The following is a 23,410-nucleotide window of genomic DNA, read 5'->3' on the forward strand; positions in this document are numbered from 1 at the left end:
CGCGGCCCGCCGGGATCTACCTGGCGAAGAACAGCAGCCTGCCGTCGGCGGTGGCGGCGATCAGCTGGCCGTCGTGCCACAGCGGCGTGGCGATGAAGGCCCCCAGCCGCTTCACGTGCTCGATCGACGCCATCACCGTGTGCTCGCCTTCGAACAGGCGCTTGGCGTCGAACTTGCCGGTGGCGCCGTCCATCAGGCGGAATTCGTCCGCCCGGCTTTCCGCCGTGCGCCACGACCATTGCGGCTTGCCGCCGGCCGCATCCAGCGCAAACAGTTCGCCGCGCATGGTGGCGCCGATGACGGCGCCCTCGGCCAGCACCGGCGTCGCGTAAGTCCACACCTTGGTATCGTGTTCGTACGCCACCTTGCCGGTTCGCTTGTCCAGCGCGACCAGCAGGTTGGTGTCGGAGGTGCCGAAGTACACCCGCTCGGCGTCCGCCACGGCGCCCGAGATGATCCACGAACCGCGGCCGGGATAACGCCATTTCAACTTGCCGCTTGCAAGTTCCAACGCGTAGAAGTGAGCGTCGCGCGAGCCGATGAACACCGTGTCGCCATCGATCAGCGGCGGCGCCTGCACGCCGAACAGGATGCTGGTCTTTTGCTCGGTCTCGGTCTGGTAGCGCCACAGCTGGGCGCCGCTGGTGGCGTTCAGCGCGTACACCGCGCCGTCCCAGCTGCCGAACACGATCGCCTTGCCGGCGACGGCGGGACGCGCGTGGATCATGCCGCCGCTCTTGAAGGCCCACGCGACGGCGCCCGTCCTGGCGTCGAGCGCGTACAGCCGCTCGTCGCTGCTGCCGATGTACACCCTGCCCTCGTGCACCAGCGGCGACGACAGCCAGAAGTCCCACGGATCGGCCGACGGTCCGGCGCTTTTCGCCGTGCCATACAGGCCGTAGGCGGCAAAGCGCGCCTCGCCCTGGGTGGAGAAGCTCCAGCGCTGCACACCGGTCTGCGCATCGACCGCATGCAGCCGGCCGTCGCGCGCCAGGAAGTAGACCATGCCGCCATCGACCGCCGGGGTCGACGCGATGCCGCCGCCGGCATGATGCAACCATGCGAGCTTGCGGGTCGCCACATCGAACGCATACAGGTTGCCGTCCTCGGCGCCGATGAACAGGCGCCCCTGCGCAACAACGGGGCTGGACACCGTTTGCGCGTGCAGGTCTATCGTCTCCCGCAAGCGCAGCGAAGACAGGTCGGCGGCCGTCGCATGCAGCGCGGCCAGCAGGGCAAACATCGAAATCAGGAATCGCATCGGTCGTACCTCCAAGTGGGCCAGCGGCGATTGTAGCGGCGCGTTGCCGGCCCAAGCTTCAGGCTTTCTATAGGCCGCGGCAAAGCTGCCGCTGTTATACTTTTCGGCATGAATATTCTGCTCGTGGAAGATGACCTGGAACTGGGCCGCGCCCTGCGGGCGGTATTGCACGACGATGGCTACGCGGCCACGTGGGTGCGGCTGGCGGCCGACGCCCAGCGCCAGCTCGACACCGGCGCGTTCGCCGCCGTGGTGCTGGACCTGAACCTGCCGGACGGCGACGGCATGGCGCTGATGCGCCAGCTGCGCGCCGCCGGCCAGCAGATCCCGGTGGTGCTGATCACCGCGCGCGACAGCCTGGGCGACCGCCTGTCCGGCTTTGCGGACGGCGCCGACGACTACCTCGTCAAACCCTTCGACATGGCGGAACTGCTGGCGCGCCTGCGCGCGGTGCTGCGCCGCTCGCACCCGGAGGCGGCCGGCCAGGGCCTGTGGACCCGCGCCGGCCTGTCGCTCGACGAGCGGCGCCAGGCCGTCAGCTGCGAAGGGCGTCCGCTGTCCTTGTCGCGCACCGAATTCAACCTGCTGCTGGCGCTGATGCAGGACGCCGACCGCGTGCTGACCCGCGGCGAGCTGGAAGACCGCGCGCTGGCTGGCAGCGAAAGCGTGACGCTGGACGTGCACATGTCCAACCTGCGCAAGAAGATCGGCGAGCACCGCGTGCGCACCGTGCGCGGCGTCGGCTACATGATCGCGCCATGACGGCGCAGCGCTCGCTGTTCCGCCAGCTGCTGGGCGGCTTCCTCGCCGTGGTGATCCTGGTCTGGCTGGCCGTCGTCGCCATGGCGTTTTACGAGAACACGGTGCTGCAGGCCCGCCACACGGCGATCGAGAACCGGGGCTGGACGCGCCAGATCCTGCTGAACCTGAGTTCAGTGGCGCACGACCCGCTCGAAGTGGCGCGCGTCGCCGCGCAGGTGGAAGCGCTGCGCGCCGACATGCTGCGCGAGGCGAACTACTGGCCGAAGCCCGTGATGCTGCAGGTGTGGCTGCATGGGCGGCACGTCTACCGTTCCAACGTCCAGCTGCCGGGCGGGCGCGCACTGCCGGCGCCGCACGAGCCGACGCTGGGCACGGACTGGTCGACCGCCACCGCCACGGACGCGGCGAGCGGTATCGTCGTCCGGCGCGACGCCATGCACGACACCAACTGGCTGCTGACCAGTTCCGGCGCGGCCTACTACCTGACGCCGCTGCTCTACAGCCTGCCCTTGCTGGCGCTGCCCGCGTGGTTCATCGTGCGGCGCGGCCTGCGGCCCGTGCAGACCATGGTGGCGGAGATCGAAAGGCGCTCCGGCAGCGACCTGCAACCCCTGCCGCCATCCGGTTATCGCGAACTGGCGCCGCTGGCCGCCTCCGTCAACGGCTTGATGCAGCGCCTGACGGAGCGCGTGGAGCGCGACCGCGAATTCCTGTCCGACGCGGCGCACGCGCTGAAAACGCCGCTGTCCGTGATCCGCGCCAACGCCCACCTGCTGCTCAACCATCGCCAGCATCCAGACCGGCTGCGGGATGCGGACCACGGCTTGCGCCTGGGCGTGGAGCGCGCCACGCACACGGTGCACCAGTTGCTTGCGCTGGAACGCGCCCGCAGCGACGCCGCCGACGGCGACGATCGCCCGATCGACCTGCTCCACCTGCTGCGCGAGCGCCTGGCCCACGCGGCGCCGCTGGCGATGCAGCGCGGCGTGGAGATCGAACTGGATGCCGAGGCGCCCTGCGTCATGCCGCTGCACCGGGAAAGCCTGGTCGCCATGCTGGACAACCTGATCGACAACGCCGTCAAGTATTCGCCCGACGGCGGCCGGATCGCCGTAACGCTGGCGCGGCTGGACGGCATGGCGCGGCTGACAATCGCCGACCAGGGGCCGGGCATCGCGCCCGAACTGCGCAGCAGGGTGTTCGAACGCTTCTACCGGATTCCCGGCCAGGAGCAGCCGGGCAGCGGCCTGGGACTGGCGATCGCCGAACGCGCGGCGGCCCGCAACAGCGCGCGCATCGCGCTGGAGGACGGCGGCGCAGGCGGCGGTTTGAGGGTCAGCGTGACGTACGCCGCCCCGCAAGCGCTCGCCAGCGAAAATCCGGCCTGAAAAATACGTCCTTGCAATTTCGCTGGAGCCTGCTATAATTCTGCTCCTTGGCCTGGTAGCTCAGTTGGTAGAGCAGAGGATTGAAAATCCTTGTGTCGGTGGTTCGATTCCGCCCCGGGCCACCAAGAACATGATTCACGCTACGCCCACTCATCGCAGTGGGCGTTGTTGTTTCTGGGCTTCTCAGTCCTCGTGTCCGGTCTGTTTCCGGCCCACTTCTCACATGACCGAGTTAGGCCGCACTGCGCGACTCAGAAAGCGCCTTAAGCCTTTGAAGGGTAACCGGAAGCCCTGAGTTCAACTGCTTTACCAGCATCCTGCCGAGAACAAACGTGAGCGGCCCCGAAAACGTGACCCTGTGAATGACCTCGGTCATTCCTTGAAAGGGCACAAGCTCGTGCTCGAACACCATGCAAAACAAGGGGATCTTCGACTCTACTGTGAAGCAGCTGTCGTGAACCACTTTCGTGAGAACCATGGGAACGGTATTCCCCTTGGTTGGCGTGAGGCGACCGCGACTTCCGACTTCAAACGGGCCTGGAAGAGTTGCGCGCTTTGTGTCCGGGTCCCAGGTATGCCAGTTCGCAACGTCTTGGTAGATGTGGAAGATTGGTCCTGCGGCGGTAGCAACTTTGATTCGATGTTCAACTTGCATGGCGAGAAAGGGGTCGGTGAGGGTGTTACCTGTGAGTCGGATCGCGCCTTGCGCGTACTCTGTTCCACGTGATCGCGCCCCCAGTACATGCAAGCAGGACTATCGTGCGGCCCAATGTGTTACACATCGGAATATTATCAATGTAACATGCGCAACTACGACAGATCAAGATCGACCTACAAGCTCGTGCCGTGGGGCAAGTGTAATGCAGCTTTACCTTACGAACAATCGCGCGACGCTAAACCGTCAATCCACCAGCGAGCCGCAGGTCAGATTGGCAATGGCGCCGGTCATCGCGCTGGCGCGGTCGGAAGCCACGAACGCCGCATAGTCCGCCACCTCACTGAGTGTAGGAAAGCGCTGCAGCAAGGTGCCGCTACGCGCACGCTGCGCCAGCATGGCCTCGACGGTCGTGCCGGCACGTTGTGCAATTCCTTCGAACACCCCGCGCGCATGTGAAACAGCCAGCGCTTCGGGAATGGCGTCAGGCCGCAGGCAAATGACGCGGATACCGCTTGAACCAAGCTCGCCCGCCAGGATGCGTGAAAAGGTCTCGATCGCCCCGCAGGTCACGCCATATCCCAGGAACCCTGGACCCGACATGCGCGCCCCCGGTGTGGACAAGGTCAGCAGCACGCCAGCGCCTTGCCTGGCCATCGATCGCGCGGCCGCCCTTGCAGTGAGAAAATTGGCCCGAGTGTACGCCGCGATCGGGTGGGTGTAATCCTGAACGGACAACTCCAGGAAGGGCGTACCCTGAACATGGTGAACGCCGATGGCATTGAGCGCGATGTCGATGCGGCCAACGGCGCTCACCACCGCCTCAGCATGCTTGTCGACAGTATCCTCATCCAAAGCATCGACTTGTGCGACCTCGGCGTTCCCGCCAGCCGCCGCGATCTCGCGGGCCACCTGGTCAAGTTTGGCGCGTGTACGCCCTGCAAGAAAGACGGTCGCGCCCTCGCGTGCGAAAGTGCGGGCGACTGCCCCGCCGATGGCCCCGCCGCCGCCGTAAATCACGGCTACTTTATTTTGAAGCAACATTCGATCACCTCCTCAGCCAAGTGGCACTGAAAAACATTGAACGCGTGTTTTAGTCATGGTAGGGTTCCCCATGCACTTGCACATTGCAATGGGTTTAGAATAGTCAAACCAAATGCAATATGCAAGTGGTTTATGAGACTTGCCAGGATTTTATGAAATGACACATAACGATTATCGGTCGGGCTGTCCGATCAATCTGACGCTGGAGACCTTGGGCGACCGCTGGAGCCTGATAGTCATCCGCGACATCATGTTCGGCAACCACCGAAGTTTTGGGGCCTTGCTGGCGCATTCCACCGAGAAGATCGCGTCCAACATCCTGGCCGACCGCCTCAAGCGACTGGTTGACGAGGGGCTGCTGACCAAAATGGATGACCCGGCCCACAAGCAGAAGTTCGTCTATAGCCTGACTGAAAAGGCCATCGAGCTGGTGCCGCTGCTGGCCCACATGGGCGCTTGGGGGCGACGGCATTTGCCCGCGTCCAGAGAGCTGTCGGTGCGCGCCGAGCTGTTGGAGACCGGCGGCCCCCGACTTTGGTCGGAATTTATGGACGAACTGAAAGCGCGCCACCTCGGCACGCCTTATGCGGCGCACGGCCCGACGGTTGGCGAACGCCTGCAAGCCGCATACGAAGCGGCGCTTGCCTCAGAGAGCGCTGGCACGACAGACAAAGTATAGGATGATGCGCACGATGCTCAAACTCGCCGTAGTCATAGTGGGAACACCGTTGGTGCTGGCGGCTTGCAAGCCCGGCGACACCCCGCCGGCACGCACCATTCCCTCGGCCATGAACCAGACCGCGACCACCCTGCTGCGGTCAAGACTTCTACACGCGACCTCGATTGCCGTGGTTTATCGCGGCAAGGAATTCATCCTGCATCAAGGCGAACTGGAGACCGGCAAAGCCAATCCACCGAACGATACAACGCTGTACGAAATCGGCTCGGTCAGCAAAACTTTTGCCGGCCTGCTGCTGGCGAACGCGGTACTTGAGGGGAAGTTGGCGCTCGACGATCCAATCCAAAAGTACCTGCCGGCCGCCTACCCGAACCTGCAGTCGCAGGGACAGCCAGTTCGCTTGCGCCATCTGGTCACGCACACCAGCAATATGCCGGGCATGCTGCCCTTGCAGGTGAACACAGTGTTGAAGGATTTCACTGCACACGACACGCCGGCCAAGCTCAACGCAGCCTACGCCAACTACGGACAACAGCAATTCTGGCAGGACCTGCACACCGTCAGCATCCAAGGCCCACTCGGCAAGGACTACGCCTATTCAAGCGCCGGTAGCGAGCTCATCGCGCACACGCTTGAAAAAGTCTATGGCATCCCCTATGAGGTTCTGCTCACGCAATTCGTCGCGCGCGAAGCCGGCATGCAAGATACCAAGCTGAGAATCGCGGCCAAGGACGCCGGCCGGCTGGCGCCCGGCTACCACAGCGACAATCCCGTCGTCACGACGCCGATGCCGCAACTGCCCTGGGGCGCGGCGGGCAACCTGAAGTCGACCATGCCGGATATGGCGAAATACCTGCGCCTGCAATTGGGCACCCACCCCGCAGTCGTCGAATCGCACCAGCCGCTGGTACGCTTTCAGGACGACTTCAGCATCGGCTATTTCTGGAACATCGGCACCACTCGCCAGTTGGGCAAGCACTATGTGCACCATGGCGGTGTGCCACGAGCGCAAAGCTACGCCTACATCGTTCCTAAATATCAGCTTGGGGTCTTCATCATCACCAACCAGAGCGGCGACGCTACTGCCGGCGCCATGGAAAGCGCGATAACGCATATTTTCGACACTGTGGAATCCATGGAAGGCGCGAAGTAGGCCAGCCCCTTGGTTTATGGCGTCGGCCCAAGCTCTTTCAACCAATCCGTAAAAGCCGTCACTCGGGACGATGTTTGCTTGCGACCAACCGCAAACGAATAGGAACCGGTGTCAACGCCGCTAGCATGACGTTGCAGCGCATGGGTCTTGAGCATGGGCGCGATGAACACCTCCGGCACCACAAGTACACCGAGGCCTTGAATCGCCGCCTGGATCGCCAATACCGTATTGTCGAACTCCAGCGTCGGCGTCAGCGCGCTGGCATCCATGCCGTGCGCTTCGCACCAGCTTGGCCAAAGGTCGGGCCTGGAACGCGTGCCGATGCGAGGGACGTCGCTTAGCCAGCCCAGGTCCGCAGATCGCTTCAAGGCCAGACTCGGCATCAACACCGGACTCGTTACCAGCACCGAGCGCTCCCGCATGAAGGTCTGGACCGGCAAGCCGCGCAATTCCGCCACCTCGCGCCGCAAGAACACATCGGCTGGCGACGAGGGATCGATGGCGCCGTCCACGGTCCGAATATGAACCTGGAGTTGCGGGTGGCGCTCCCTGAACGCCGATAACTGCGGGATAAGCCAGTGCATGGCGAGGGTAACACTGGTGTCGACCAGGATGGCGGCCTGGCGCGGCGCGCGGCCGCCGGCGTTGAGCACCTGCTGAATCGCCGCCATTTTCCCGCCGACGCTTTCCTCCAGTTTTCGCCCTACCGGGGTCAATGCCGCCGGACCGCCAACGCTGCGGTCGAACAACACCTGCTTCAGGTGCGCCTCCAGCGCCTGGATTTGCCGGCTGACCGCGCCCGGGGTGAGGTGCAAGGCCTGCGCGGCCTGACGGAAGCCGCCCTCCCGCACCACGATACAAAAGACATGCAAGGCATTGAGCGGTGGGCGTGCAGACATGGGTTCCGGGAGAGGTGTTGAGAAAAACTCAAGCCATGATACCAAAATCTCGTTTGTTCGCCGGATCAAAAAATTCCATCATTGCGGGCATAAATAACGCTACACACAGAGGATCAACGATGGACGAAGCGTATTGGTTTTTTGTTGTCATGGTCATGCTCACCGTCGCCAGTCCCGGACCCGGCGTGCTGATGACGCTGGACAACGCGATCGCCCATGGCTGGCGGGGAGCGATGGATGGCGTACTGGGACTGGCAATCGGCGCGGCGCTGATGGCGGGGCTTTGCTCGGCCGGCATCGGGATGCTGATCCATTCTTCACAAGCACTGTTCCTGCTACTCAAGTACGCCGGGGTCGCATATCTGTTCTATCTTTCCTTCAAGACCTGGCAGCGCCGCCCGCCAACGCCTGGCGGCAGCCTCGGCAAAGGGCTGGAGAGCGAACACGGGAACGCCGCCGCTGCGGGACGAAAGCGCCTGCTTGAAGGCGCGCTACTACAGACCAGCAATCCGAAATCGCTGTTTTTCTTCCTGTCCGTGCTGCCGCAGCTCGCCCAGAACGCAACCCATACGGCGCAACAGCCGATGCGGCTGATAGCGGCGGTCGCGACCTATTGCACCGTGCTCATCCTGATCCACGGGCTGTACGCCGTGCTTGCCGCCAAGGCCAGAACGTGGCTGAGCCAGCCCGGCACCGCCCGCCTGCTGTCGCGCCTGAGCGCACTCATGTTCCTTGCGTTCGGCGCCACGCTGCTGACGCTCCAGTTTTAATCGCAAGACGCGCAGCACAAAATATCAAAACTGATGCGCCGCCTTGCCGCATCATGCCTGCGTCGCCAATCAACCGGAAAGCCATCATGCAAATCGATCATCATCAAATTTGGGAAACCTACACCTCCGCCTGGAAGGCGGAAAGTATCGACGACCAGCGCGCGCTGATCGGGGCCAGTCTGGCGCGCGAATGCGCTTATCAGGATCCGCTTGCCAACGTCAGCGGCTGGGACGCACTGCTTGCCTACATGGCGGATTTCCATCGGCAAGTACCCGGCGGCCATTTTGTCACGCGCCGTTTCCGATCGCTCCACGGGCAGAGCGTCGCGCAATGGGATATGCTGGACGCGCAAGGCAAGGTCATAGGCGACGGCATCAGCGTAGGCCACTACAATGACGCGGGCCGGCTCGTGACAGTGACGGGCTTCTTCGATACCTGAAGCTACCATGGAGCGCCAGTGAACTACCTGAATCAGATCCAGCTGGGCATCGACTTCATCGAAACCTATCTGGAGCAAGACATTCCACTGGCGAGCGTGGCGCGGGAAGCAGGTTTAAGCCAATGGCACTACCAGCGCATTTTCAAGGCCTTGACCAAGGAAACGCTCAAGGACTATATCCGCGCGCGCCGCCTCGCCAACGCCCTCGATAAATTGCTGGAAACGCGATTGGGCATACTCGATATCGCCCTGCTGGCTGGCTACCAGAGCCAGGAGGCGTTCACGCGGGCATTCAAGGAGCGCTACGCGCTGACGCCCAATGAGTTCCGCCGGCGCCGGCGGCGCAATCTGATCGTGCGCAAGCTGAAGATGGACGAGGACTATCTGCGCCATCTGCACCAAAACATGGAGCATGTTCCGGAACTGGGCGCGCGGCCGGCGATGCTGCTGGTCGGCATGCATACGCGCTTTTACGGCAGCGACTCGGACAAGAACAATTTGGGCCAGCAGCTTCCTCGCCTGTGGCAGGACTTCATCGCCCGACTCGGCGAGGTGGCACATACCGTGCCGGGGTGCTGTTATGGCGTGGTGTCGCCGGTATCAGGCGACACTGACGAACTCGAGTACTACGCCGCCATTGAAGTGCGCCAGGCGGACTCGCTGCCCGCCGGCATGTGCAGGATAGAGATCCCGGCTGCGCAATATGCGACGTTTCTGCACTGCGGCCTGGGCAAGCTGGTCGACCGTACCGTCGATTTTATTTATTCCAACTGGCTATGCCAATCCGACCACCGCCACAGCGGCGCCCCCGACCTGGAAATCTACGACGCCAGCTTCGATCCACTGTCCGAACGCTCCCAGATGCGCTACGCCATTCCGATTGTTTGACGCGGCGCTTATTTCTTGTAGAGCTTGGCTATTTGCGGGATCAAGCGCTGGGGATTCGCTCCCGCAAGGTTGGTCAGCACGATGATGGCCAAACCCTGGTCCGGATAAACAATGAACGCGGCGCGGGCGCCGCCGATGCCCGCTACCTGCCGCGCAGGCGAGGCTTGCAATACCGGCCATCCGGCAGCCCAGTCGCCATCGGCTCCGCCGTTCAGTTTTTCCGGCAGCCACATCTCTCTGACATGGGCTTTGCTGATCAGCTTGCCCTTCGAGAGCGCGATCAGCCAGCGCGCGACTTCATCGGCGGTGGTTTGCATGCCGCCACCGGCCCACAGGCTATACGGCATATCGTAAATCCAGCGGGACAAGCGATGGTCGTCGTCCCTGGCCAGGGTGCCCCGCGGCGAATAACTATAGATCGTCGCTGCATTCGGGACCAGGTCATAGCTGTCGCCGAAGGTCGTCAAGGGCATGTTTGCCGGGCCGAACTGATGCTTGGCGAGATACTGTTCGTACGGAACTTTACCTAGCTTGGCGATGACCTGCGCCAGCAAGCCATAGTTGGTCTGGTTGTAGGCGAACTGGGCGCCGACGGCCGCAGTCATGGGCAGTCCCTTCACCGCTTTCCACGCATCGCGCTCGTTCCCTCCTCCGATCAAACCTTTCTGGTCGACGATGTCGGGCAGTCCCGACGTATGGCCGAGCAGTTGGCGGATACGGATGCCGCGCCAAGTCTCGGGCAGCTCATCCAGATAAAGGGAAACCGGCGCGTTGAGATCGACCAGCCCGGCCTCGACCAGCTGCATCATGGCGACGCCGGTAAAGGTTTTGGTCGCGGAGTTAATCGGAAACAGGGTCGCGCGGGTGGCGGGCACATGGTTTTCCACATTCGCCAGGCCATAGGTCTCGGACAGCACCACCTGCTCGTCTTTAATCACGACGAACTGCACGCCGGGGATGCCTTGTTCCTTCATCGCCTGCTGCATCAACTGCCGGGCCGCTTTATTGGCGTCATCGGTATTCGCCAAGCCGGTAAGGCAAGGCAGCCAAAGCAAGGCGACGAGATATTTCTTGAGCAGCATGGAACATCCTTGATGGGAGTAGGCAAGATTGCAAAAATAGTACCATGACGGACAATGCGGGGACCATCAGCAGGCGCCGTCAACGCGCTAAATCGTTTATATCGATCGCAGGCGTGTCAGCAGCAGCTCGGCCAGCGCGCTCGCGCCGGCGTTGTCGCGGCGCGGCGCGCGATGCAGGGCGATCTCGAACGACGGCAACGGCGGCAGGCCGTCGGCCTCGCTCAGGAGGTCCAGACCCTGGTCCTGGAATCCCGCCTTGCCCACCGTGACGGCCAGACCCGCGCCGACCGCGCCGTCGATGGCGCCCAGGCTCTGCGACATGTAGGCCAGGCGCCAGCGCCGCCCGGCCCGGTCCAGCGCCGCCAGGGCCGCCGCCCGGAATTGGCAACCGGCCGGATGCAAGGCCAGCGGCAGTACGGCCTGCGCATGGCAGCCATGCCGGCGCGATCCCAGCCACACCGCGCGCTCGCTGCGCACCAGCTCGCCGCGCGCCGCGCCGGCCGGATGCATCGCCAGCACCAGGTCGAATTCGTCGCCCAGGCGCTCGAGCAGGGTGCGGCTGAAGCCGGTCTCGACTTCCACCGCCACGGTCGGATGGGCCGCCATGAACTGCGCCAGGATGCCGGGCAAGGCATGCACCGCGTAATCCTCGATGGCCCCTACCCGGATCAGCCCGGTAAAGCTTTCGTCGCGCATGCGGGCCAGCGTTTCGTCGTTGAGCGCGACCAGGCGCCGCGCGTGGCTGTGCAACAGTTCGCCGCGCCGGTTCAGCGTCACGTTGCGGGAATTGCGCTCGAACAGCGCGCCGCCGGCGATCTCTTCCAAGCGCTTGATCTGCATGCTGACCGCCGACTGCGTCAGGTTCAGCCGGCGCGACGCGGCTGTGAAACTGCCGCCTTCGGCAATCGCGAGGGCATCCCCGGCCATCTGTCGCACAAGGGCTTCACCGCCCAGGATGGCGAGCGGGTCACCATCGTCGAATTTGAAACCGAACAGGCGATGCGGGCGTGGGCGACGCACCCGGAGCACGTGGCCGCCAAAAAGCTGGGGCGCGGCGGCTTTTTTTCCGAGTACAGCGTCAAGATTTGCCACTTGCAGCGCGAAAGCACATTTCAACCGGCAGACTTTGACTTGGATCAACGAAAAATTTGATAGCGCTCATTACACTCGATTCAAGCTATATTCCTTACATCCTCGTCAACGCACACCAAGGCCACGATGCTGCCCGCCTATATCTCGCACCCGGACTGCCTGAAACACGCCATGGGCGAGCAGCATCCCGAATGCCCGGAGCGCATCGGCGCGGTCAGCGACATGTTGCTGATCAAAGGCCTGCTCGACTTCATGCAACCGTGCGAGGCGCCGCTGGCCACCGAACAACAGCTGGCGCAGGCGCACTCCAGCCTGTACATCCACAGCATCGCCGCGCAGTCGCCCAAGCAGGGCACGGTGCAGATCGACCCGGACACCAGCATGAACCCGCACACCTACCGGGCCGCGCTGCGCGCCGCCGGCGCGGCCGTGCTGGCCACCGACCTGGTGCTGACCGAGGGCGCCGGCACCGCCTTCTGCAACGTGCGCCCGCCCGGCCACCACGCCGAGTACGCGGCCGCCGGCGGCTTCTGCTTCTTCAACAATGTCGCGGTCGGCATCCGCCACGCGCTCAATGTGCACGGGCTGGAACGGGTGGCGCTGGTCGATTTCGACGTCCACCACGGCAACGGCAGCGAGGACATCCTGCGCGACGATGAGCGCGTGCTGATGTGCTCCATCTTCGAGGACCAGCTGTACCCGTTCTGCGGCAACACGCCGCGCGGCGCCAACATGGTCAACGTGGCGCTGCCAGCCCGCTCCGGCGGCGAACTGATGCGCCAGGCCGTGAGCGCGCAATGGCTGCCGGCGCTGGAGCGCTTCCGGCCGCAGCTGATCTTCATCTCGGCCGGCTTCGACGGCCACCGCGACGACGACATGGGCAACCTCGGCCTGGTCGAAGCGGACTACGCGTGGCTCACCAAACAGATCGTCGCGGTCGCCGCGCGCCACAGCCAGGGCCGCATCGTCTCCTGCCTGGAGGGCGGCTACCAGCTGTCGTCGCTGGCGCGCAGCGCCGCCGCCCATGTCAAGGTCCTGCTGGGCATGGACGACTAACCCCTCACGAATGCATCCATGGAAACCCACTACCTGACGCCGCTGTTCTCGCCCAAGTCCATCGTGGTATTCGCCGGCAAGGCCGACCAGCCCGACAGCCAGACCTGCTACGGCCGCGGCATCCGCGCCCAGCTGGAGCAAGGCGGCTACACCGGGCCGGTGACCTACCTCGACGTCGGCATGAGCGGCACCTTGTCCGACCTGGCCCACTCGCGCGCCGACCTGGCGGTGATCGCCCTGCCCAACGACGAGCTGAGCTTCGCGCTGGAAGTGGCCGGCCGCATCCAGTGCCGCGCCGCGCTGATCCTGTCGGCCGGCGTCGACGGCGCGCTGGCGCGCGAGCTGCACGGCATCGCCCGCAAGCACGGCATCCACCTGCTGGGGCCGAACTGCCTGGGCTACCAGCGGCCGCGCCTGCACCTCAACGCCAGCGTCGCCGGCCAGCTGGCGCAGCCGGGCAGCCTGGCGCTGATCTCGCAGTCGGGCGCGCTGACCTCGGCCATCCTCGACTGGGGCAGCCAGAACGCGGTGGGCTTTTCCACCGTGGTCTCGCTGGGCGCCAACACCGCGGTCGACCTGGCGCAGACGCTGGACTTCCTGGCCACCGATCCGGCCACGCAAAGCATCGTCATCTACATGGAGGGCGTGACCGACGCCCGCCGTTTCCTGTCGGCGCTGCGCGGCGCCGCCAACACCAAGCCGGTGGTGGTGCTCAAGGCCGGCAAGGTGGCGGCCGCCTCGCAGGCGGCGCTGACCCACTCCGGCGCCATCGTCGCCAGCGACGAAGTGTTCGACGCCGCGCTGCGCCGCACCGGCGCGGTGCGGGTGAAGACCTTCGTGCAGCTGTTCTCGGCCGCCAAATGCCTGGCCTCGCGCTACCGCCCGGTCGGGCCGCGGCTGGCGGTGATCACCAACGGCGGCGGCCCCGGCGTGCTGGCGGCCGACTGGATCGCCGAGCTGGGCCTGCAACTGGCGACCTTGTCGGAAGCGGGCGCGCAGGCGCTGGCGCCGTCGCTGCCGCCGCACGCCACCTTGTCCAACCTGCTCGACCTGTCGGAGGAGGCCGACGCCGCCGCCTTCAGCGCGGCGGTCCAGGCCTGCGGCCACGACAGCCAGGTGGACGGCATCCTGGTGATTTATTCGCCCAAGCTGGCCGGCGATCCGGCGGCGGTGGCGCAGACGGTGGGCGCCCTCAACGCCGGCCTCGGCAAGCCGCTGTTGACCTGCTGGATGGGCGACCGCCAGGTGGCCGAGGCGCGCCAGCTGCTCAACGCCGCCGGCGTGGCCACCTTCCGCACGCCGGAAGCGGCGGTCGACGGCTTTTCCAACATCGCTTCGTTCTACCAGAACCAGCAGCTGCTGCACCAGACCCCGCCGCCGCTGTCGCAGCTGGCCCAGCCGGACCTGGACGGCGCCCGCCTGCTGATCGAGGGTGTGCTGGCCGAGCGCCGCAAGGTGCTCACCGAGATGGAATCGAAGGCGCTGCTGGCGGCCTTCCACATCCCGATCACGCAAACCATCCTGGCGCGCAGCGCCGGCGAGGCGATGCTGATCGCCAGCCAGCTGGGCTACCCGGTGGCGCTGAAGATCGATTCGCCCGACATTTCCCACAAGTCCGACGTGCAGGGCGTGGTGCTCAACCTGCTCAACGCCGCCGCCGTGCGCGACGCCTACGGCGACATGATGGCCACCGTGCGGCGCCTGCTGCCGGAGGCGCGCATCAACGGCGTCACGGTGCAGAAGATGGCCGGCAAGCGCCACGGCCGCGAGCTGTACATCGGCGTCGTCACCGACCAGCTGTTCGGGCCGGCGATCACCTTCGGCGCGGGCGGCACGATGATCGAGCTGATCAACGACCGCGCGGTCGAGCTGCCGCCGCTGAACCTGTTCCTGGCGCAGCGCCTGATCGGCCGGGTGCGCTCGGCCGGGATGCTGGGCGAATGGCGCGGCGCGCCGCCGGTGCAGCGCGAGGCGGTCGAGCAGATGCTGCTGCGGGTGTCGGAAATGGTGTGCGCGCTGCCGCAGCTGCGCGAGATGGACATCAACCCGCTGATCGTCGACGAGCACGGCGCGCTGGCGGTCGACGCCCGCATCGTGATCGACGCCGCGCCGCCGTCGGCGCACGGCTACAGCCACCTGGCGATCCTGCCCTACCCGTCCAGCTACACCCAGGAATGGCCGATGCGCGGCGGCGGCCAGTACACGCTGCGCCCGGTGCAGCCGGACGACGCCTCGATGCTGCAGGAGCTGGTGCGCGGGCTGTCGGAAAAGTCGCGCTACTACCGCTTCGCCTCCTCGCTGCGCGAGCTGTCGGTGCCGATGCTGGCGCGCTACACGCTGATCGACTACGACCGCGAGATGGCGCTGGTGGCGGTGCTGACCCAGCGCGCGCCGGGCCCGGACGGCGACTTCGTCGAGACCGACAGCATCATCGGCGTCTCGCGCTACATCGCCAATCCCGACCTCAGCAGCTGCGAATTCTCGCTGCTGGTGGACGACCGCTACAGCGGCCAGGGCCTGGGCACGCGGCTGATGCTGGGCATCATGGACGTGGCGCGCGACAAGGGCTTGAGCGAGATCGACGGCCTGGTGCTGTGCAAGAACAGCGGCATGCTCAAGCTGATGGCCAGCCTGGGTTTCCAGATCCGTCCCTACGAGGACGATCCGGACTTCCGGCTGTGCAGCAAGAGCTTGTGAGCCGATCCGGGAAATTTTGATTTGGGACAAGGAAATCTGGCGGCGGCCGGCCTAGACTGTGCAACTTTTGCCCAACCGCCATGCTCCAAGCTCCCGAACTCCTCCTCCCCGCCGGCTCGCTGGCCAAGATGCACGCCGCCTTCGACTTCGGCGCCGACGCCGTCTACGCCGGCCAGCCGCGCTATAGCCTGCGCGTGCGCAACAACGATTTCTCGACCCTGCAGGCCTTGCAGGAAGGCATAGACGGCGCCCACGCGCGCGGCAAGCAATTCTTCGTGGCCTCCAACATCTTCGCCCACAACGCCAAGCTCAAGACCTATCTGCACGACATGGCGCCGGTGATCGCGATGCGGCCCGACGCGCTGATCATGGCCGACCCCGGCCTGATCATGATGGTGCGCGACAAGTGGCCCGAGGTGCCGGTGCACCTGTCGGTGCAGGCCAACGCCGTCAACTGGGCCGACGTCAAGTTCTGGCACCGCATGGGGCTGACGCGGGTGATCCTGTCGCGTGAACTGTCGCTCGACGAGATCGAGGAAATCCGCCAGCGCTGCCCGGAGATGGAGCTGGAAGTGTTCGTGCACGGCGCGCTGTGCATCGCCTACTCGGGCCGCTGCCTGCTGTCGGGCTACTTCAACCACCGCGATCCCAACCAGGGCACTTGCACCAACTCCTGCCGCTGGGACTACAAGGTGCAGCCTGCCGCCGAAGACGCCAGCGGCGACCTCGGCGCGATGCAGGTGATCCCGCTGCGGTTCGAGCAGGCGCTGGAGCAGGCCAACCGGCCATGGTCGTCGCTGCACCAGCAGCCGCGTCACCCGCTGGCCGACCGGCCCTACCTGATCGAGGAGGCCGAGCGGCCGGGCCAGCTGATGCCGATACTGGAGGACGAGCACGGCACCTACATCATGAATTCCAAGGATTTGCGCGCGGTCGAGCACATCGAGCGGCTGGTCAAGATCGGCGTCACCTCGCTCAAGGTCGAGGGCCGCACCAAGTCGCTGTACTACGCGGCGCGCACCGCCCAGGTCTACCGCCAGGCGATCGACGACGCCGTCGCCGGGCGGCCGTTCGACCTCGGCCTGCTGGGCCAGTTGCAGGGCCTGGCCAACCGCGGCTACACCGACGGCTTCTACCAGCGCCACCACACGCAGGCGCACCAGAACTATATGCGCGGCGCCTCGGAGGCCGAGCGCAGCCAGTATGTCGGCGACGTGCTGGGCGTGCAGGACGGCTGGGCGCGGGTCGAGGTCAAGAACCGCTTCGCGGTCGGCGACCGGATCGAGGTGATCCATCCCGGCGGCAACCGCGACATCACGCTGGCGCGCATGCGCGCCGACGACGGTGCCGACATCGCGGTGGCGCCGGGCAGCGGCCACTTCGTGCATATCGAACTCGATCCGGCGCTGGACCGCGCGCTGCTGGCGCGCTACCTGTAGCCGCGCCCGGCCCTCGGCTAGTTCGCCATCACGTAGGGCCAGCCGTCGCTGGTGAAGCCGAGCGGATTGATGCCCAGCGTCGCCCGGCCGTTGTTGTTGCCGTCGTAATAGTGGTAGACCAAGGTCGGCCGGTTGTTGTGGCCGGCGTCGGTGAACACGCTGGCGCCGCCCGGCCCGATGATGTTGCCGTGGGTGCTGAGCAGTATCGTGCCGCCGCCGGCGGTCAGGGCGACGCCGCCACGGTCCACATAGGGCCCGGTCACGCTGGTCGAGCGGCCGACGATGGTACGGTAGGGCGAGCTGCTGCTGCAGCAGGCGTTGATCGGCGCGAAATAATAGTAGTAGCCGTTGTAGTAATAGATGAACGGCCCCTCCTCGGCCGACGTCGGCGCGCCGCGCCGCGCGATCGTGTAGACCGTGGTGTTGCTGGTCGACTTCAGGCCGGTGGCGGGATTGAGCTGCATCAGGTGGATGCCGTCGGTCCACGAGCCCCAGGTCATCCACCAGTTGCCGCTGGCGTCGGTGAACGGCGCCGGATCGATCGCGTTGTCGCTGGTCGTGGTGAAGCCGGACGGCGGCGTGGTGCTGCTGGTCCAGGATTTGGTGACGAAGCCGCGGTCGGTCCACGGCCCTTGCGGCGCGCTGCTGGTGGCGACGCCGATCACCGCTTCGGCGCCCGAACTGGGCAGGTAGGGGATCGAGTAGTACTGGTAATAGGTGCCGTTCGCCAGCAGCAGGCTGGGCGCCCAGACATCGGTGTTGGCGCCGCTGTTCCATCCCTTCGGCGTCTGCAGGCCGCTCCAGGAACTGAAGTCCGGTCCGATCGGCGGGCAATTCGGCGCGTAGCCGCCCATCTGGGTGCTGGTGCAGCTGGTGTACGGCGTGAAGGTATTCAGGTCGGTCGAGGTGGCCAGCGTCTGGTGGCTGCCGTACAGCCAGTACTTGCCGCCGGCGTCACGCAACATGTAGGGGTCGTGGACGAAGCGGCCGTCGCCGCTGACGCTGCGCGGCGCCGGGTAGGGGCTGACTTTGGTGTTCACCAGCTGCCATTCCTGGCAGGTACAGCCGGTCAACGCCCATTGGTCGATGGTGGCGGTGTTCAGGTTGCTGGCCTGGTACACCTCCAGGTACTTGCCGCTGTTGACGTTCTGGATCAGGAAGTTGCCGCTGGCGGCCTGGGTGACGATCCACAGGTGGTCGCTGGTGCCGTTGTCGGCCCACTGGACGATTTGCGCGCCGTCGGCGGTGCCGGCGTTGGCCACGCCCAGCACCTGGTGGGTCAGCATGTTCTCGATGTTGTACTGGCCATTCCCCATCGGCATGAAGTGCCACAGATGGTCGGCGGTGCCGTTGTCGGCCCACTGGACCACCTTGGAACCGGCGGCCTGGCTGGCGCCGGCTATCCCCAGCAGCAAGCCACTGTTGACGTTCTTGATCTGGTATTGCACGCTGGTGTTCATGGTGATGGCGGCGTGCGCGGACCAGGCGGAACAGGCCAGGCCGAGCAGCATGGCCAGGCAAGACATTAGACGCTTCATGGTTGTCTCCGTTGCGATTGAGGGGCAATTCTCGTTATGTTTTCATCGCATGCTACGGGGCGAATGAAAATCCCTCCAATCACATTTTGAGCGCCGCCGATACGCGCTTCGGTATCGGCTTAGCGCCCGTGCCAGTTCAGGCGGCGCTGCTGGTAGGCGGCCAGCCAGCCGGCGTTTTCATCCAGCACGGCCTTGCCCAAGGCGAACGCGAGGTCGCGGGCCTGGTGTTCCTTTTCCGCGTTCGAACACGGCGCCGCCTCGCTGCGCACCAGTTCCGCGTCGGCGCGGCCATACAGCTTGTGCAGCTGCTCGGCCTGGGCCGCCGTTTCGCCATGGCCCATCTTGGTGGCCAGCGACAGCCAGGCGGCGCCGATGCCGGTCGCCAGCTTCATGCCCGCCAGCAGCAGGATCAGCGGCAGCATCAGGCGGTGGCCGAAGACCAGCGCCATCGCCAGCGCCGTCACCGACATCATCAAGCCGCTGAGCAGCATATTGTTGCCGAACGCGACAGCGCGCGCATGCTGGCGCCGCTCAGGTAGGCGCGCTGGTCGTCGATCCAGCCGCGCAGCACGCCGCGCGCCGCCAGGCCCGGCACCGGCGGCGCCACCAGGCAGGCGTCCAGCGCGTGGCGCACCCAGCCCATGCCGCCGCCGGCGCGCTGCGCGCAGTGGTCGGTGACCAGCGAGGGCGCGCCGGCGCACAGCCAGTACATCTGGCAGCGCAAGCCTTCGGCCAGCGCGCGATAGTCCAGATAGGCATTGCGCCGGCGCGACAGCGCCACCCACAGATAGGTGCCGACCGCGCAGATCGCGCCCGAGGTGTACACCACCGACTCCACCAGTTCGCCGTGGATGGCGCTGGTCAGGCGCAGCGTCGGCGCGGCCGAGGCCATGATCACCGCCAGCGCCATGAAGCGCCAGCGATAGCGCCACCAGCGCTTGGCGCGCTCGGCCTGCACGTCGGCCACGCGGAAGGCTTGCTGCAGCGGCATCAGGCCAGGACTCAAGGCGGCAGCCCCGTCCTCCGCCCCGCCCTTTCTCAGGCTGGCCAGGAAAGCGCCGCCGCTGGCCTCCCGGCTGGCGGCGTAGCGGCGCGCGGCGTCGCCGTCGGGCGCCAGCAGCGCCTGCCGGTGCAGGCGATTCAGCAGATCGATCTCGCGGCCGGCGGCGTGCGCGCGGTACAGCACCGCCTGCGTCGGCGCATCGAGCGCGCGTTCCAGCCGGCGCTCGGTGTGGGCGACGGCGTCGCGCCAGGCGCGGTATTCGGCCCAGCGTTCGCAGGCGCGGATCGGCGCGCGCAGCCATGACCGCAGCGGCGGCGCCAGCACGCCGGGCCACTCCGGCTGCGGCGCGGCCCAATGCGCTGCGGCCTCGCCGTCCCGCGCGCCCGCGCGCAGCAGCCGCACGCCGTGCGCCGCCGACGCTGCAGGCAAGCCGTCCGACGAAGCCAGGGCGCGGCGGCTGTAGATATGCAGCAGATTGCCGCGCGCCGGCTCGGCGAAACGGCGGCGGCTGCGCCGGTGCGGATCTCGTTCGACGCCGTGCAGTAGCGCATGCACCAGCTCCAGCGTGCCGCCCGGCAGGCGCGGAAACTGCTCGCCGCCGCTCTGGCCATCCCACACGGCCAGCAGCAGCTGGGCGTGGATGCCGAGGTAGCGCGACAGCTGCGCATAGGCCGCCTCGGCCTGCGTCATCGGCGTGCCCAGCAGCACGGCCGGCGGCGCCGGCGGAATCACGAACACCTTGCTGGCGCAGGCGCTATAACGCTGGAAGCGCGCGCCGAAGGCCAGCCGGCTTGCCTCGAAGCCGGCCGGATCGCGCCGCGCCTCGGCCTCCCCGCCGGCCTGCTCGCGGCAGTAGTCGTCGAACGGCATCGGCAAGGCCACCACCAGTTCGATGCGACGGCCGCCATCGCCATCGTCCTCGCGCGCGGCGCAGGCGCGCTGCAAGGCCAGCACCTGTTCGGCGAACAGCTGGTCGGCGCCGTCGGCCAGGGCCGTCAGAAAATGGATGGGCGTATGCGGCAGCGCCGCCGCGATCAGTTCGGCGGCCTGGTACAGCTGGGCGGCCACCAGCGGCAGGTCGTCCGGATGCAGGTCGCGATGGCCGGAGATCGCCACCACGAAGGGCAGCGCGGATGACGCTGGCGCGTCGTCAGCCGGCTGCATGGCAGCGGGCGAGGAAGCGCTGGCGTTCGGCTGCGTCGTCGATTTCCTGCGCCAGCGCCGCCACCAGTTGGTTGCGCGACGGCGCGGCCAGCATCGCCCGCCGCACCAGGAGGCTGGCGATCGGCCCTAGCTCCAGCGGCCGCGGCCGGCGACGACGGCGCCGCCTGCGGCAAGCGCTCCAGCAGCATCGCCACGCAGTGGCACAGTTCGTCCAGGTGTTCCTCCAGGTCGCCGGTATTGGCGTCGAGCCAGTGCTGGGTGCTGATGAAGTATTCCAGGCTCGTTGACAGCGGCACGTTCTCGATGCGGAACGGCAGCACCATCAAGCCCTTGTTGACCGCGCGCTCGACTTCGCGCCGCACCTGCGGCGAATTGTTGGCGCTGGCCGAAAATATCAGCACCAGCATCTTGGCCTGGTCCATCGCGTCGATGATGGACTCGGCCCAGTCGTCGCCGGGACGGATGTCGCGCGGCGCCACCCAGCAGCGGATGTCGGCCGCCTCCAGCCGATGGCAGATGGCGTCGGCAAACACTTTGTCGACATGCGAATGGCTGAGGAAAACGTCGACGCCCATCGCGCGCCTCAGGCCAGCAAGGCCATGGCTTTTTCCAGGCTGCGGCGCAGGCGGTTGAAGACCTGGCCCAGCACGGCGATCTCGTCCCTGCCTCCGGCCGGGAACGGCTCGACATCCATCCTGCCCGCGCTGACGGCGTCGGCGATATGGCAGATGCGCCGCACCGGACGCAGCACCAGCAGGTTGAACATGAGGTTGAGCGCCAGCAGCAGCGCACCGAAGGTCAGGGCCATGCCGCCCATGATCAGCGTGTAGGCGCGCTCGGCTTCGCGCTGCGGCACCGCCAGCGGCACCGACACGATCTGGCTGCCGATGGTCTCGCCAAGCTTCCAGCCGAAGCCGTTGTTGACGCCGTACAGCGTCTTCATGGTTTGCGGCGCGGCGGCCGGCGTGCTGTGGCAGGCCAGGCAGCGGCCGTCGCTGACGCGGATCGGCCGCGCCAGGTAGAGCGAGGGGCCGGACGGCGTCCGACGGTCGCCGATCACTTCCTTCAGTTCGGTGTGGTCGCGGAAGTGCCGCACCACGTCGGCCTCCCAGTCGGCCACCCGGTCGCGCGGATTGGTGGGGTTGAGCGCCGCTTCCTTGTAGCTGAAATCCGGATGCGTCTGGTGCAGCTTGTTGAAGCTTTAGGTGGCCGCGTAGGACGGCACCGACTGCGGCAGGAATGCCGTCAGCATGCCCTCGGCCAGCAGCGGCTTGACTTCGTTGGTGGTGTATTCGCGGGCCGCCATGGCGGCGTCCATCATCAGGCTGGCGTGGGAGACCACTGCGCGCCGGGCGTTATCGCGCAGCACATCGCGCGTCATGGCGGCGGTGGCCAGCCAGCCCAGTCCAAATATCAGCAACAGCAACAGGTTGAATTTGTACAGCAGCTTCATGATTCATGTACCCGTGCGCAAAAGAATGATTAACTACTATCATGAAATTATGACAACATTTTCATCTTTCACTACGCGGCAATAAAAAAACCCGCCGGCGCAACGCCGGCGGGGTTTTTTATGCAGCGGTTCAGGCTAGCTGGTCCGGCGCGCGCGCTGACGGCGGGCAGCCACTCCCAGCAGGCCGAGGCCGGCCACCAGCATGGCGTAGGTTTCCGGTTCCGGCACCGCCGACACCGACAGATCATCGATCAGCATGGCGCTCGGCGTGGTCACCGCGATACTGGTGAAGTTAATGCCGCTAAAGCCATAATTGCCCCAGATCTGGCCAATGCCGAAAAAGGACTCGACCAGGGTCGCGCCATTGTAGGCGCTGAAAACAAACCCGCCGCCGTTCGAAGCGAAGCGGAACGAAGCAGCCGACACCACCGACGAGAAATTGATGGTGAAGCCGCTACCGTAAGCTTGGGTATCGCCATTGGAGAAATTGCCGAGATCCGGCTTGGCCGGCAAGTCTATGCAACTTTGGCAAGGGTTGTAATACAGCCCGGTAAAGGTGACGCCGTAGGCCGCGTATTGATTGGTCAACAAGGTACGGTCCGGCAGGACGAGTTCATCGAAGTGCAGCGTGCTGGTCGGGGATGCGATACCTGTCTCCGCGCCATTGATGCTGGCTGCCTGGGCGCCAGCGCCCGCAGTCAGCATGGAAACCGCCAGCAAAATAGCGCTTTGGACATTCTTATTCATTTTCATCCCCATGTGGATCTGCAATATCCATACTGCAAGATTTGTTGTCTGGAAAGTCAAATGTAACATTGTGATACCAAAAAATCCATTGTTATTTTTTAATTTTTCTTTATTAACAAGCAGCTGCATTTTCCTGCCCAGTGGTCCGCCAGGCGCAAAAAAACCGCCGGCCTGAACGCGCGCAAGGTCGCGCTTAGGCC

Annotated in this window: 22 protein-coding genes, 1 tRNA gene and 1 pseudogene; 11 read left to right on the plus strand and 13 right to left on the minus strand. The window is 65.5% G+C overall.

The annotated features are described in order from the left end of the window. Nucleotides 1-16: 16 nt before the first annotated feature. A complete protein-coding gene (locus AC1RMD_RS21745) occupies nt 17-1,261 on the minus strand; it encodes an outer membrane protein assembly factor BamB family protein (RefSeq protein ID WP_492929291.1) in 1,245 nt (414 codons plus the stop codon). Nucleotides 1,262-1,369: 108 nt separating this feature from the next. Here AC1RMD_RS21745 and AC1RMD_RS21750 point away from each other — a divergent pair, with 108 nt between their 5' ends. From AC1RMD_RS21750 to AC1RMD_RS21760, 3 genes are all read left to right on the plus strand, one after another. After that, nucleotides 1,370-2,023: a response regulator transcription factor gene (locus tag AC1RMD_RS21750; RefSeq protein ID WP_492929293.1), complete on the plus strand. Its 654-nt coding sequence runs from the start codon at nt 1,370-1,372 to the stop codon at nt 2,021-2,023. Then, nucleotides 2,020-3,411: a sensor histidine kinase gene (locus AC1RMD_RS21755; protein WP_492929295.1), complete on the plus strand. Its 1,392-nt coding sequence runs from the start codon at nt 2,020-2,022 to the stop codon at nt 3,409-3,411. Before AC1RMD_RS21750 ends, AC1RMD_RS21755 begins: the two co-directional genes overlap by 4 nt. Before the next feature lie 49 nt (nt 3,412-3,460). Then, nucleotides 3,461-3,536 (plus strand) — tRNA-Phe (locus AC1RMD_RS21760). A 776-nt stretch (nt 3,537-4,312) separates the two neighbouring features. Here AC1RMD_RS21760 and AC1RMD_RS21765 read toward each other — a convergent pair. Further along, nucleotides 4,313-5,110, minus strand: a complete 798-nt coding sequence (locus AC1RMD_RS21765) for an SDR family NAD(P)-dependent oxidoreductase (protein ID WP_492929296.1) — start codon at nt 5,108-5,110, stop codon at nt 4,313-4,315. Nucleotides 5,111-5,267: 157 nt separating this feature from the next. Between AC1RMD_RS21765 and AC1RMD_RS21770 the strand changes: the two genes are divergently transcribed. Both AC1RMD_RS21770 and AC1RMD_RS21775 read left to right on the plus strand, forming a co-directional pair. Further along, nucleotides 5,268-5,789 carry a winged helix-turn-helix transcriptional regulator gene (locus AC1RMD_RS21770; RefSeq protein ID WP_492929298.1) on the plus strand — a complete coding sequence of 174 codons (522 nt, stop codon included), beginning with the start codon at nt 5,268-5,270 and terminating at the stop codon, nt 5,787-5,789. Nucleotides 5,790-5,802: 13 nt separating this feature from the next. Then, nucleotides 5,803-6,942, plus strand: a complete 1,140-nt coding sequence (locus AC1RMD_RS21775; RefSeq protein WP_492929299.1) for a serine hydrolase domain-containing protein — start codon at nt 5,803-5,805, stop codon at nt 6,940-6,942. A 14-nt stretch (nt 6,943-6,956) separates the two neighbouring features. Here AC1RMD_RS21775 and AC1RMD_RS21780 read toward each other — a convergent pair whose 3' ends face one another. Continuing rightward, on the minus strand, nt 6,957-7,841 hold the full coding sequence (locus tag AC1RMD_RS21780) for a LysR substrate-binding domain-containing protein (protein ID WP_492929301.1): 885 nt from the start codon (nt 7,839-7,841) through the stop codon (nt 6,957-6,959). A 119-nt stretch (nt 7,842-7,960) separates the two neighbouring features. Between AC1RMD_RS21780 and AC1RMD_RS21785 the strand changes: the two genes are divergently transcribed. From AC1RMD_RS21785 to AC1RMD_RS21795, 3 genes are all read left to right on the plus strand, one after another. Then, nucleotides 7,961-8,611 carry a LysE family translocator gene (locus AC1RMD_RS21785; protein WP_492929304.1) on the plus strand — a complete coding sequence of 217 codons (651 nt, stop codon included), beginning with the start codon at nt 7,961-7,963 and terminating at the stop codon, nt 8,609-8,611. A gap of 86 nt (nt 8,612-8,697) precedes the next feature. After that, nucleotides 8,698-9,051, plus strand: coding sequence for a nuclear transport factor 2 family protein (locus AC1RMD_RS21790; protein WP_492929306.1), 354 nt, complete (start codon nt 8,698-8,700; stop codon nt 9,049-9,051). An 18-nt stretch (nt 9,052-9,069) separates the two neighbouring features. Next, complete coding sequence (locus tag AC1RMD_RS21795) at nt 9,070-9,939, plus strand: helix-turn-helix domain-containing protein (RefSeq protein ID WP_492929308.1); 870 nt, start codon at nt 9,070-9,072, stop codon at nt 9,937-9,939. Nucleotides 9,940-9,947: 8 nt separating this feature from the next. Here AC1RMD_RS21795 and AC1RMD_RS21800 read toward each other — a convergent pair whose 3' ends face one another. Both AC1RMD_RS21800 and AC1RMD_RS21805 read right to left on the minus strand, forming a co-directional pair. Continuing rightward, nucleotides 9,948-11,021, minus strand: coding sequence for a serine hydrolase domain-containing protein (locus AC1RMD_RS21800; protein ID WP_492929310.1), 1,074 nt, complete (start codon nt 11,019-11,021; stop codon nt 9,948-9,950). Nucleotides 11,022-11,117: 96 nt separating this feature from the next. Beyond that, entirely contained in the window at nt 11,118-11,882 is a 765-nt protein-coding gene (locus tag AC1RMD_RS21805) for a LysR substrate-binding domain-containing protein (protein ID WP_492929548.1), read from the minus strand. Between the two features lie 357 nt (nt 11,883-12,239). Between AC1RMD_RS21805 and AC1RMD_RS21810 the strand changes: the two genes are divergently transcribed. From AC1RMD_RS21810 to trhP, 3 genes are all read left to right on the plus strand, one after another. Next, nucleotides 12,240-13,169 carry a histone deacetylase family protein gene (locus AC1RMD_RS21810; RefSeq protein WP_492929312.1) on the plus strand — a complete coding sequence of 310 codons (930 nt, stop codon included), beginning with the start codon at nt 12,240-12,242 and terminating at the stop codon, nt 13,167-13,169. A gap of 18 nt (nt 13,170-13,187) precedes the next feature. Beyond that, nucleotides 13,188-15,866 carry a bifunctional acetate--CoA ligase family protein/GNAT family N-acetyltransferase gene (locus AC1RMD_RS21815; RefSeq protein ID WP_492929314.1) on the plus strand — a complete coding sequence of 893 codons (2,679 nt, stop codon included), beginning with the start codon at nt 13,188-13,190 and terminating at the stop codon, nt 15,864-15,866. An 80-nt stretch (nt 15,867-15,946) separates the two neighbouring features. Then, on the plus strand, nt 15,947-17,305 hold the full coding sequence (gene trhP, locus AC1RMD_RS21820) for a prephenate-dependent tRNA uridine(34) hydroxylase TrhP (RefSeq protein WP_492929316.1): 1,359 nt from the start codon (nt 15,947-15,949) through the stop codon (nt 17,303-17,305). Nucleotides 17,306-17,322: 17 nt separating this feature from the next. On the opposite strand, the gene AC1RMD_RS21825 is transcribed toward trhP, so the two are convergent. The 8 genes and pseudogenes from AC1RMD_RS21825 to AC1RMD_RS21860 all read right to left on the minus strand — a co-directional run bounded on the left by AC1RMD_RS21825 (nt 17,323) and on the right by AC1RMD_RS21860 (nt 23,339). Further along, nucleotides 17,323-18,843, minus strand: coding sequence for a family 43 glycosylhydrolase (locus tag AC1RMD_RS21825; protein WP_492929318.1), 1,521 nt, complete (start codon nt 18,841-18,843; stop codon nt 17,323-17,325). 119 nt (nt 18,844-18,962) lie between these two features. Beyond that, nucleotides 18,963-19,334 carry a hypothetical protein gene (locus AC1RMD_RS21830; protein ID WP_492929320.1) on the minus strand — a complete coding sequence of 124 codons (372 nt, stop codon included), beginning with the start codon at nt 19,332-19,334 and terminating at the stop codon, nt 18,963-18,965. Then, entirely contained in the window at nt 19,316-21,010 is a 1,695-nt protein-coding gene (locus AC1RMD_RS21835) for a hypothetical protein (RefSeq protein WP_492929323.1), read from the minus strand. Before AC1RMD_RS21835 ends, AC1RMD_RS21830 begins: the two co-directional genes overlap by 19 nt. Next, the gene (locus AC1RMD_RS21840; RefSeq protein WP_492929550.1) at nt 20,997-21,104 is read right to left on the minus strand and encodes a DUF8082 domain-containing protein; all 108 of its coding nucleotides are present in this window, start codon (nt 21,102-21,104) and stop codon (nt 20,997-20,999) included. Before AC1RMD_RS21840 ends, AC1RMD_RS21835 begins: the two co-directional genes overlap by 14 nt. Before the next feature lie 121 nt (nt 21,105-21,225). After that, nucleotides 21,226-21,585, minus strand: a pseudogene (locus tag AC1RMD_RS21845) (toll/interleukin-1 receptor domain-containing protein); the annotation flags it as partial. A gap of 8 nt (nt 21,586-21,593) precedes the next feature. Then, complete coding sequence (locus AC1RMD_RS21850; RefSeq protein ID WP_492929552.1) at nt 21,594-22,199, minus strand: Tll0287-like domain-containing protein; 606 nt, start codon at nt 22,197-22,199, stop codon at nt 21,594-21,596. A gap of 12 nt (nt 22,200-22,211) precedes the next feature. Next, complete coding sequence (locus tag AC1RMD_RS21855; RefSeq protein WP_492929325.1) at nt 22,212-22,463, minus strand: hypothetical protein; 252 nt, start codon at nt 22,461-22,463, stop codon at nt 22,212-22,214. Between the two features lie 135 nt (nt 22,464-22,598). After that, a complete protein-coding gene (locus AC1RMD_RS21860) occupies nt 22,599-23,339 on the minus strand; it encodes a PEP-CTERM sorting domain-containing protein (RefSeq protein WP_492929327.1) in 741 nt (246 codons plus the stop codon). Nucleotides 23,340-23,410: the final 71 nt, after the last annotated feature.

It is taken from the genome of Duganella sp. GW822-FHT06D06 (genome assembly GCF_058799615.1).

Bases quoted from the DNA above. Each gene is read 5' to 3' on its own strand.
- AC1RMD_RS21750 (WP_492929293.1), top strand. From the start codon at position 1,370: ATGAATATTCTGCTCGTGGAAGATGACCTGGAACTGGGCCGCGCCCTG.
- trhP (WP_492929316.1), top strand. From the start codon at position 15,947: ATGCTCCAAGCTCCCGAACTCCTCCTCCCCGCCGGCTCGCTGGCCAAG.
- AC1RMD_RS21755 (WP_492929295.1), top strand. From the start codon at position 2,020: ATGACGGCGCAGCGCTCGCTGTTCCGCCAGCTGCTGGGCGGCTTCCTC.
- AC1RMD_RS21770 (WP_492929298.1), top strand. From the start codon at position 5,268: ATGACACATAACGATTATCGGTCGGGCTGTCCGATCAATCTGACGCTG.
- AC1RMD_RS21810 (WP_492929312.1), top strand. From the start codon at position 12,240: ATGCTGCCCGCCTATATCTCGCACCCGGACTGCCTGAAACACGCCATG.
- AC1RMD_RS21790 (WP_492929306.1), top strand. From the start codon at position 8,698: ATGCAAATCGATCATCATCAAATTTGGGAAACCTACACCTCCGCCTGG.
- AC1RMD_RS21815 (WP_492929314.1), top strand. From the start codon at position 13,188: ATGGAAACCCACTACCTGACGCCGCTGTTCTCGCCCAAGTCCATCGTG.
- AC1RMD_RS21830 (WP_492929320.1), bottom strand. From the start codon at position 19,334: ATGCTGCTCAGCGGCTTGATGATGTCGGTGACGGCGCTGGCGATGGCG.
- AC1RMD_RS21785 (WP_492929304.1), top strand. From the start codon at position 7,961: ATGGACGAAGCGTATTGGTTTTTTGTTGTCATGGTCATGCTCACCGTC.
- AC1RMD_RS21745 (WP_492929291.1), bottom strand. From the start codon at position 1,261: ATGCGATTCCTGATTTCGATGTTTGCCCTGCTGGCCGCGCTGCATGCG.
- AC1RMD_RS21825 (WP_492929318.1), bottom strand. From the start codon at position 18,843: ATGAAGCGTCTAATGTCTTGCCTGGCCATGCTGCTCGGCCTGGCCTGT.
- AC1RMD_RS21780 (WP_492929301.1), bottom strand. From the start codon at position 7,841: ATGTCTGCACGCCCACCGCTCAATGCCTTGCATGTCTTTTGTATCGTG.
- AC1RMD_RS21765 (WP_492929296.1), bottom strand. From the start codon at position 5,110: ATGTTGCTTCAAAATAAAGTAGCCGTGATTTACGGCGGCGGCGGGGCC.
- AC1RMD_RS21775 (WP_492929299.1), top strand. From the start codon at position 5,803: ATGCTCAAACTCGCCGTAGTCATAGTGGGAACACCGTTGGTGCTGGCG.
- AC1RMD_RS21800 (WP_492929310.1), bottom strand. From the start codon at position 11,021: ATGCTGCTCAAGAAATATCTCGTCGCCTTGCTTTGGCTGCCTTGCCTT.
- AC1RMD_RS21860 (WP_492929327.1), bottom strand. From the start codon at position 23,339: ATGCAGCTGCTTGTTAATAAAGAAAAATTAAAAAATAACAATGGATTT.
- AC1RMD_RS21835 (WP_492929323.1), bottom strand. From the start codon at position 21,010: ATGCAGCCGGCTGACGACGCGCCAGCGTCATCCGCGCTGCCCTTCGTG.
- AC1RMD_RS21855 (WP_492929325.1), bottom strand. From the start codon at position 22,463: ATGAAGCTGCTGTACAAATTCAACCTGTTGCTGTTGCTGATATTTGGA.
- AC1RMD_RS21840 (WP_492929550.1), bottom strand. From the start codon at position 21,104: ATGCTGGCCGCGCCGTCGCGCAACCAACTGGTGGCGGCGCTGGCGCAG.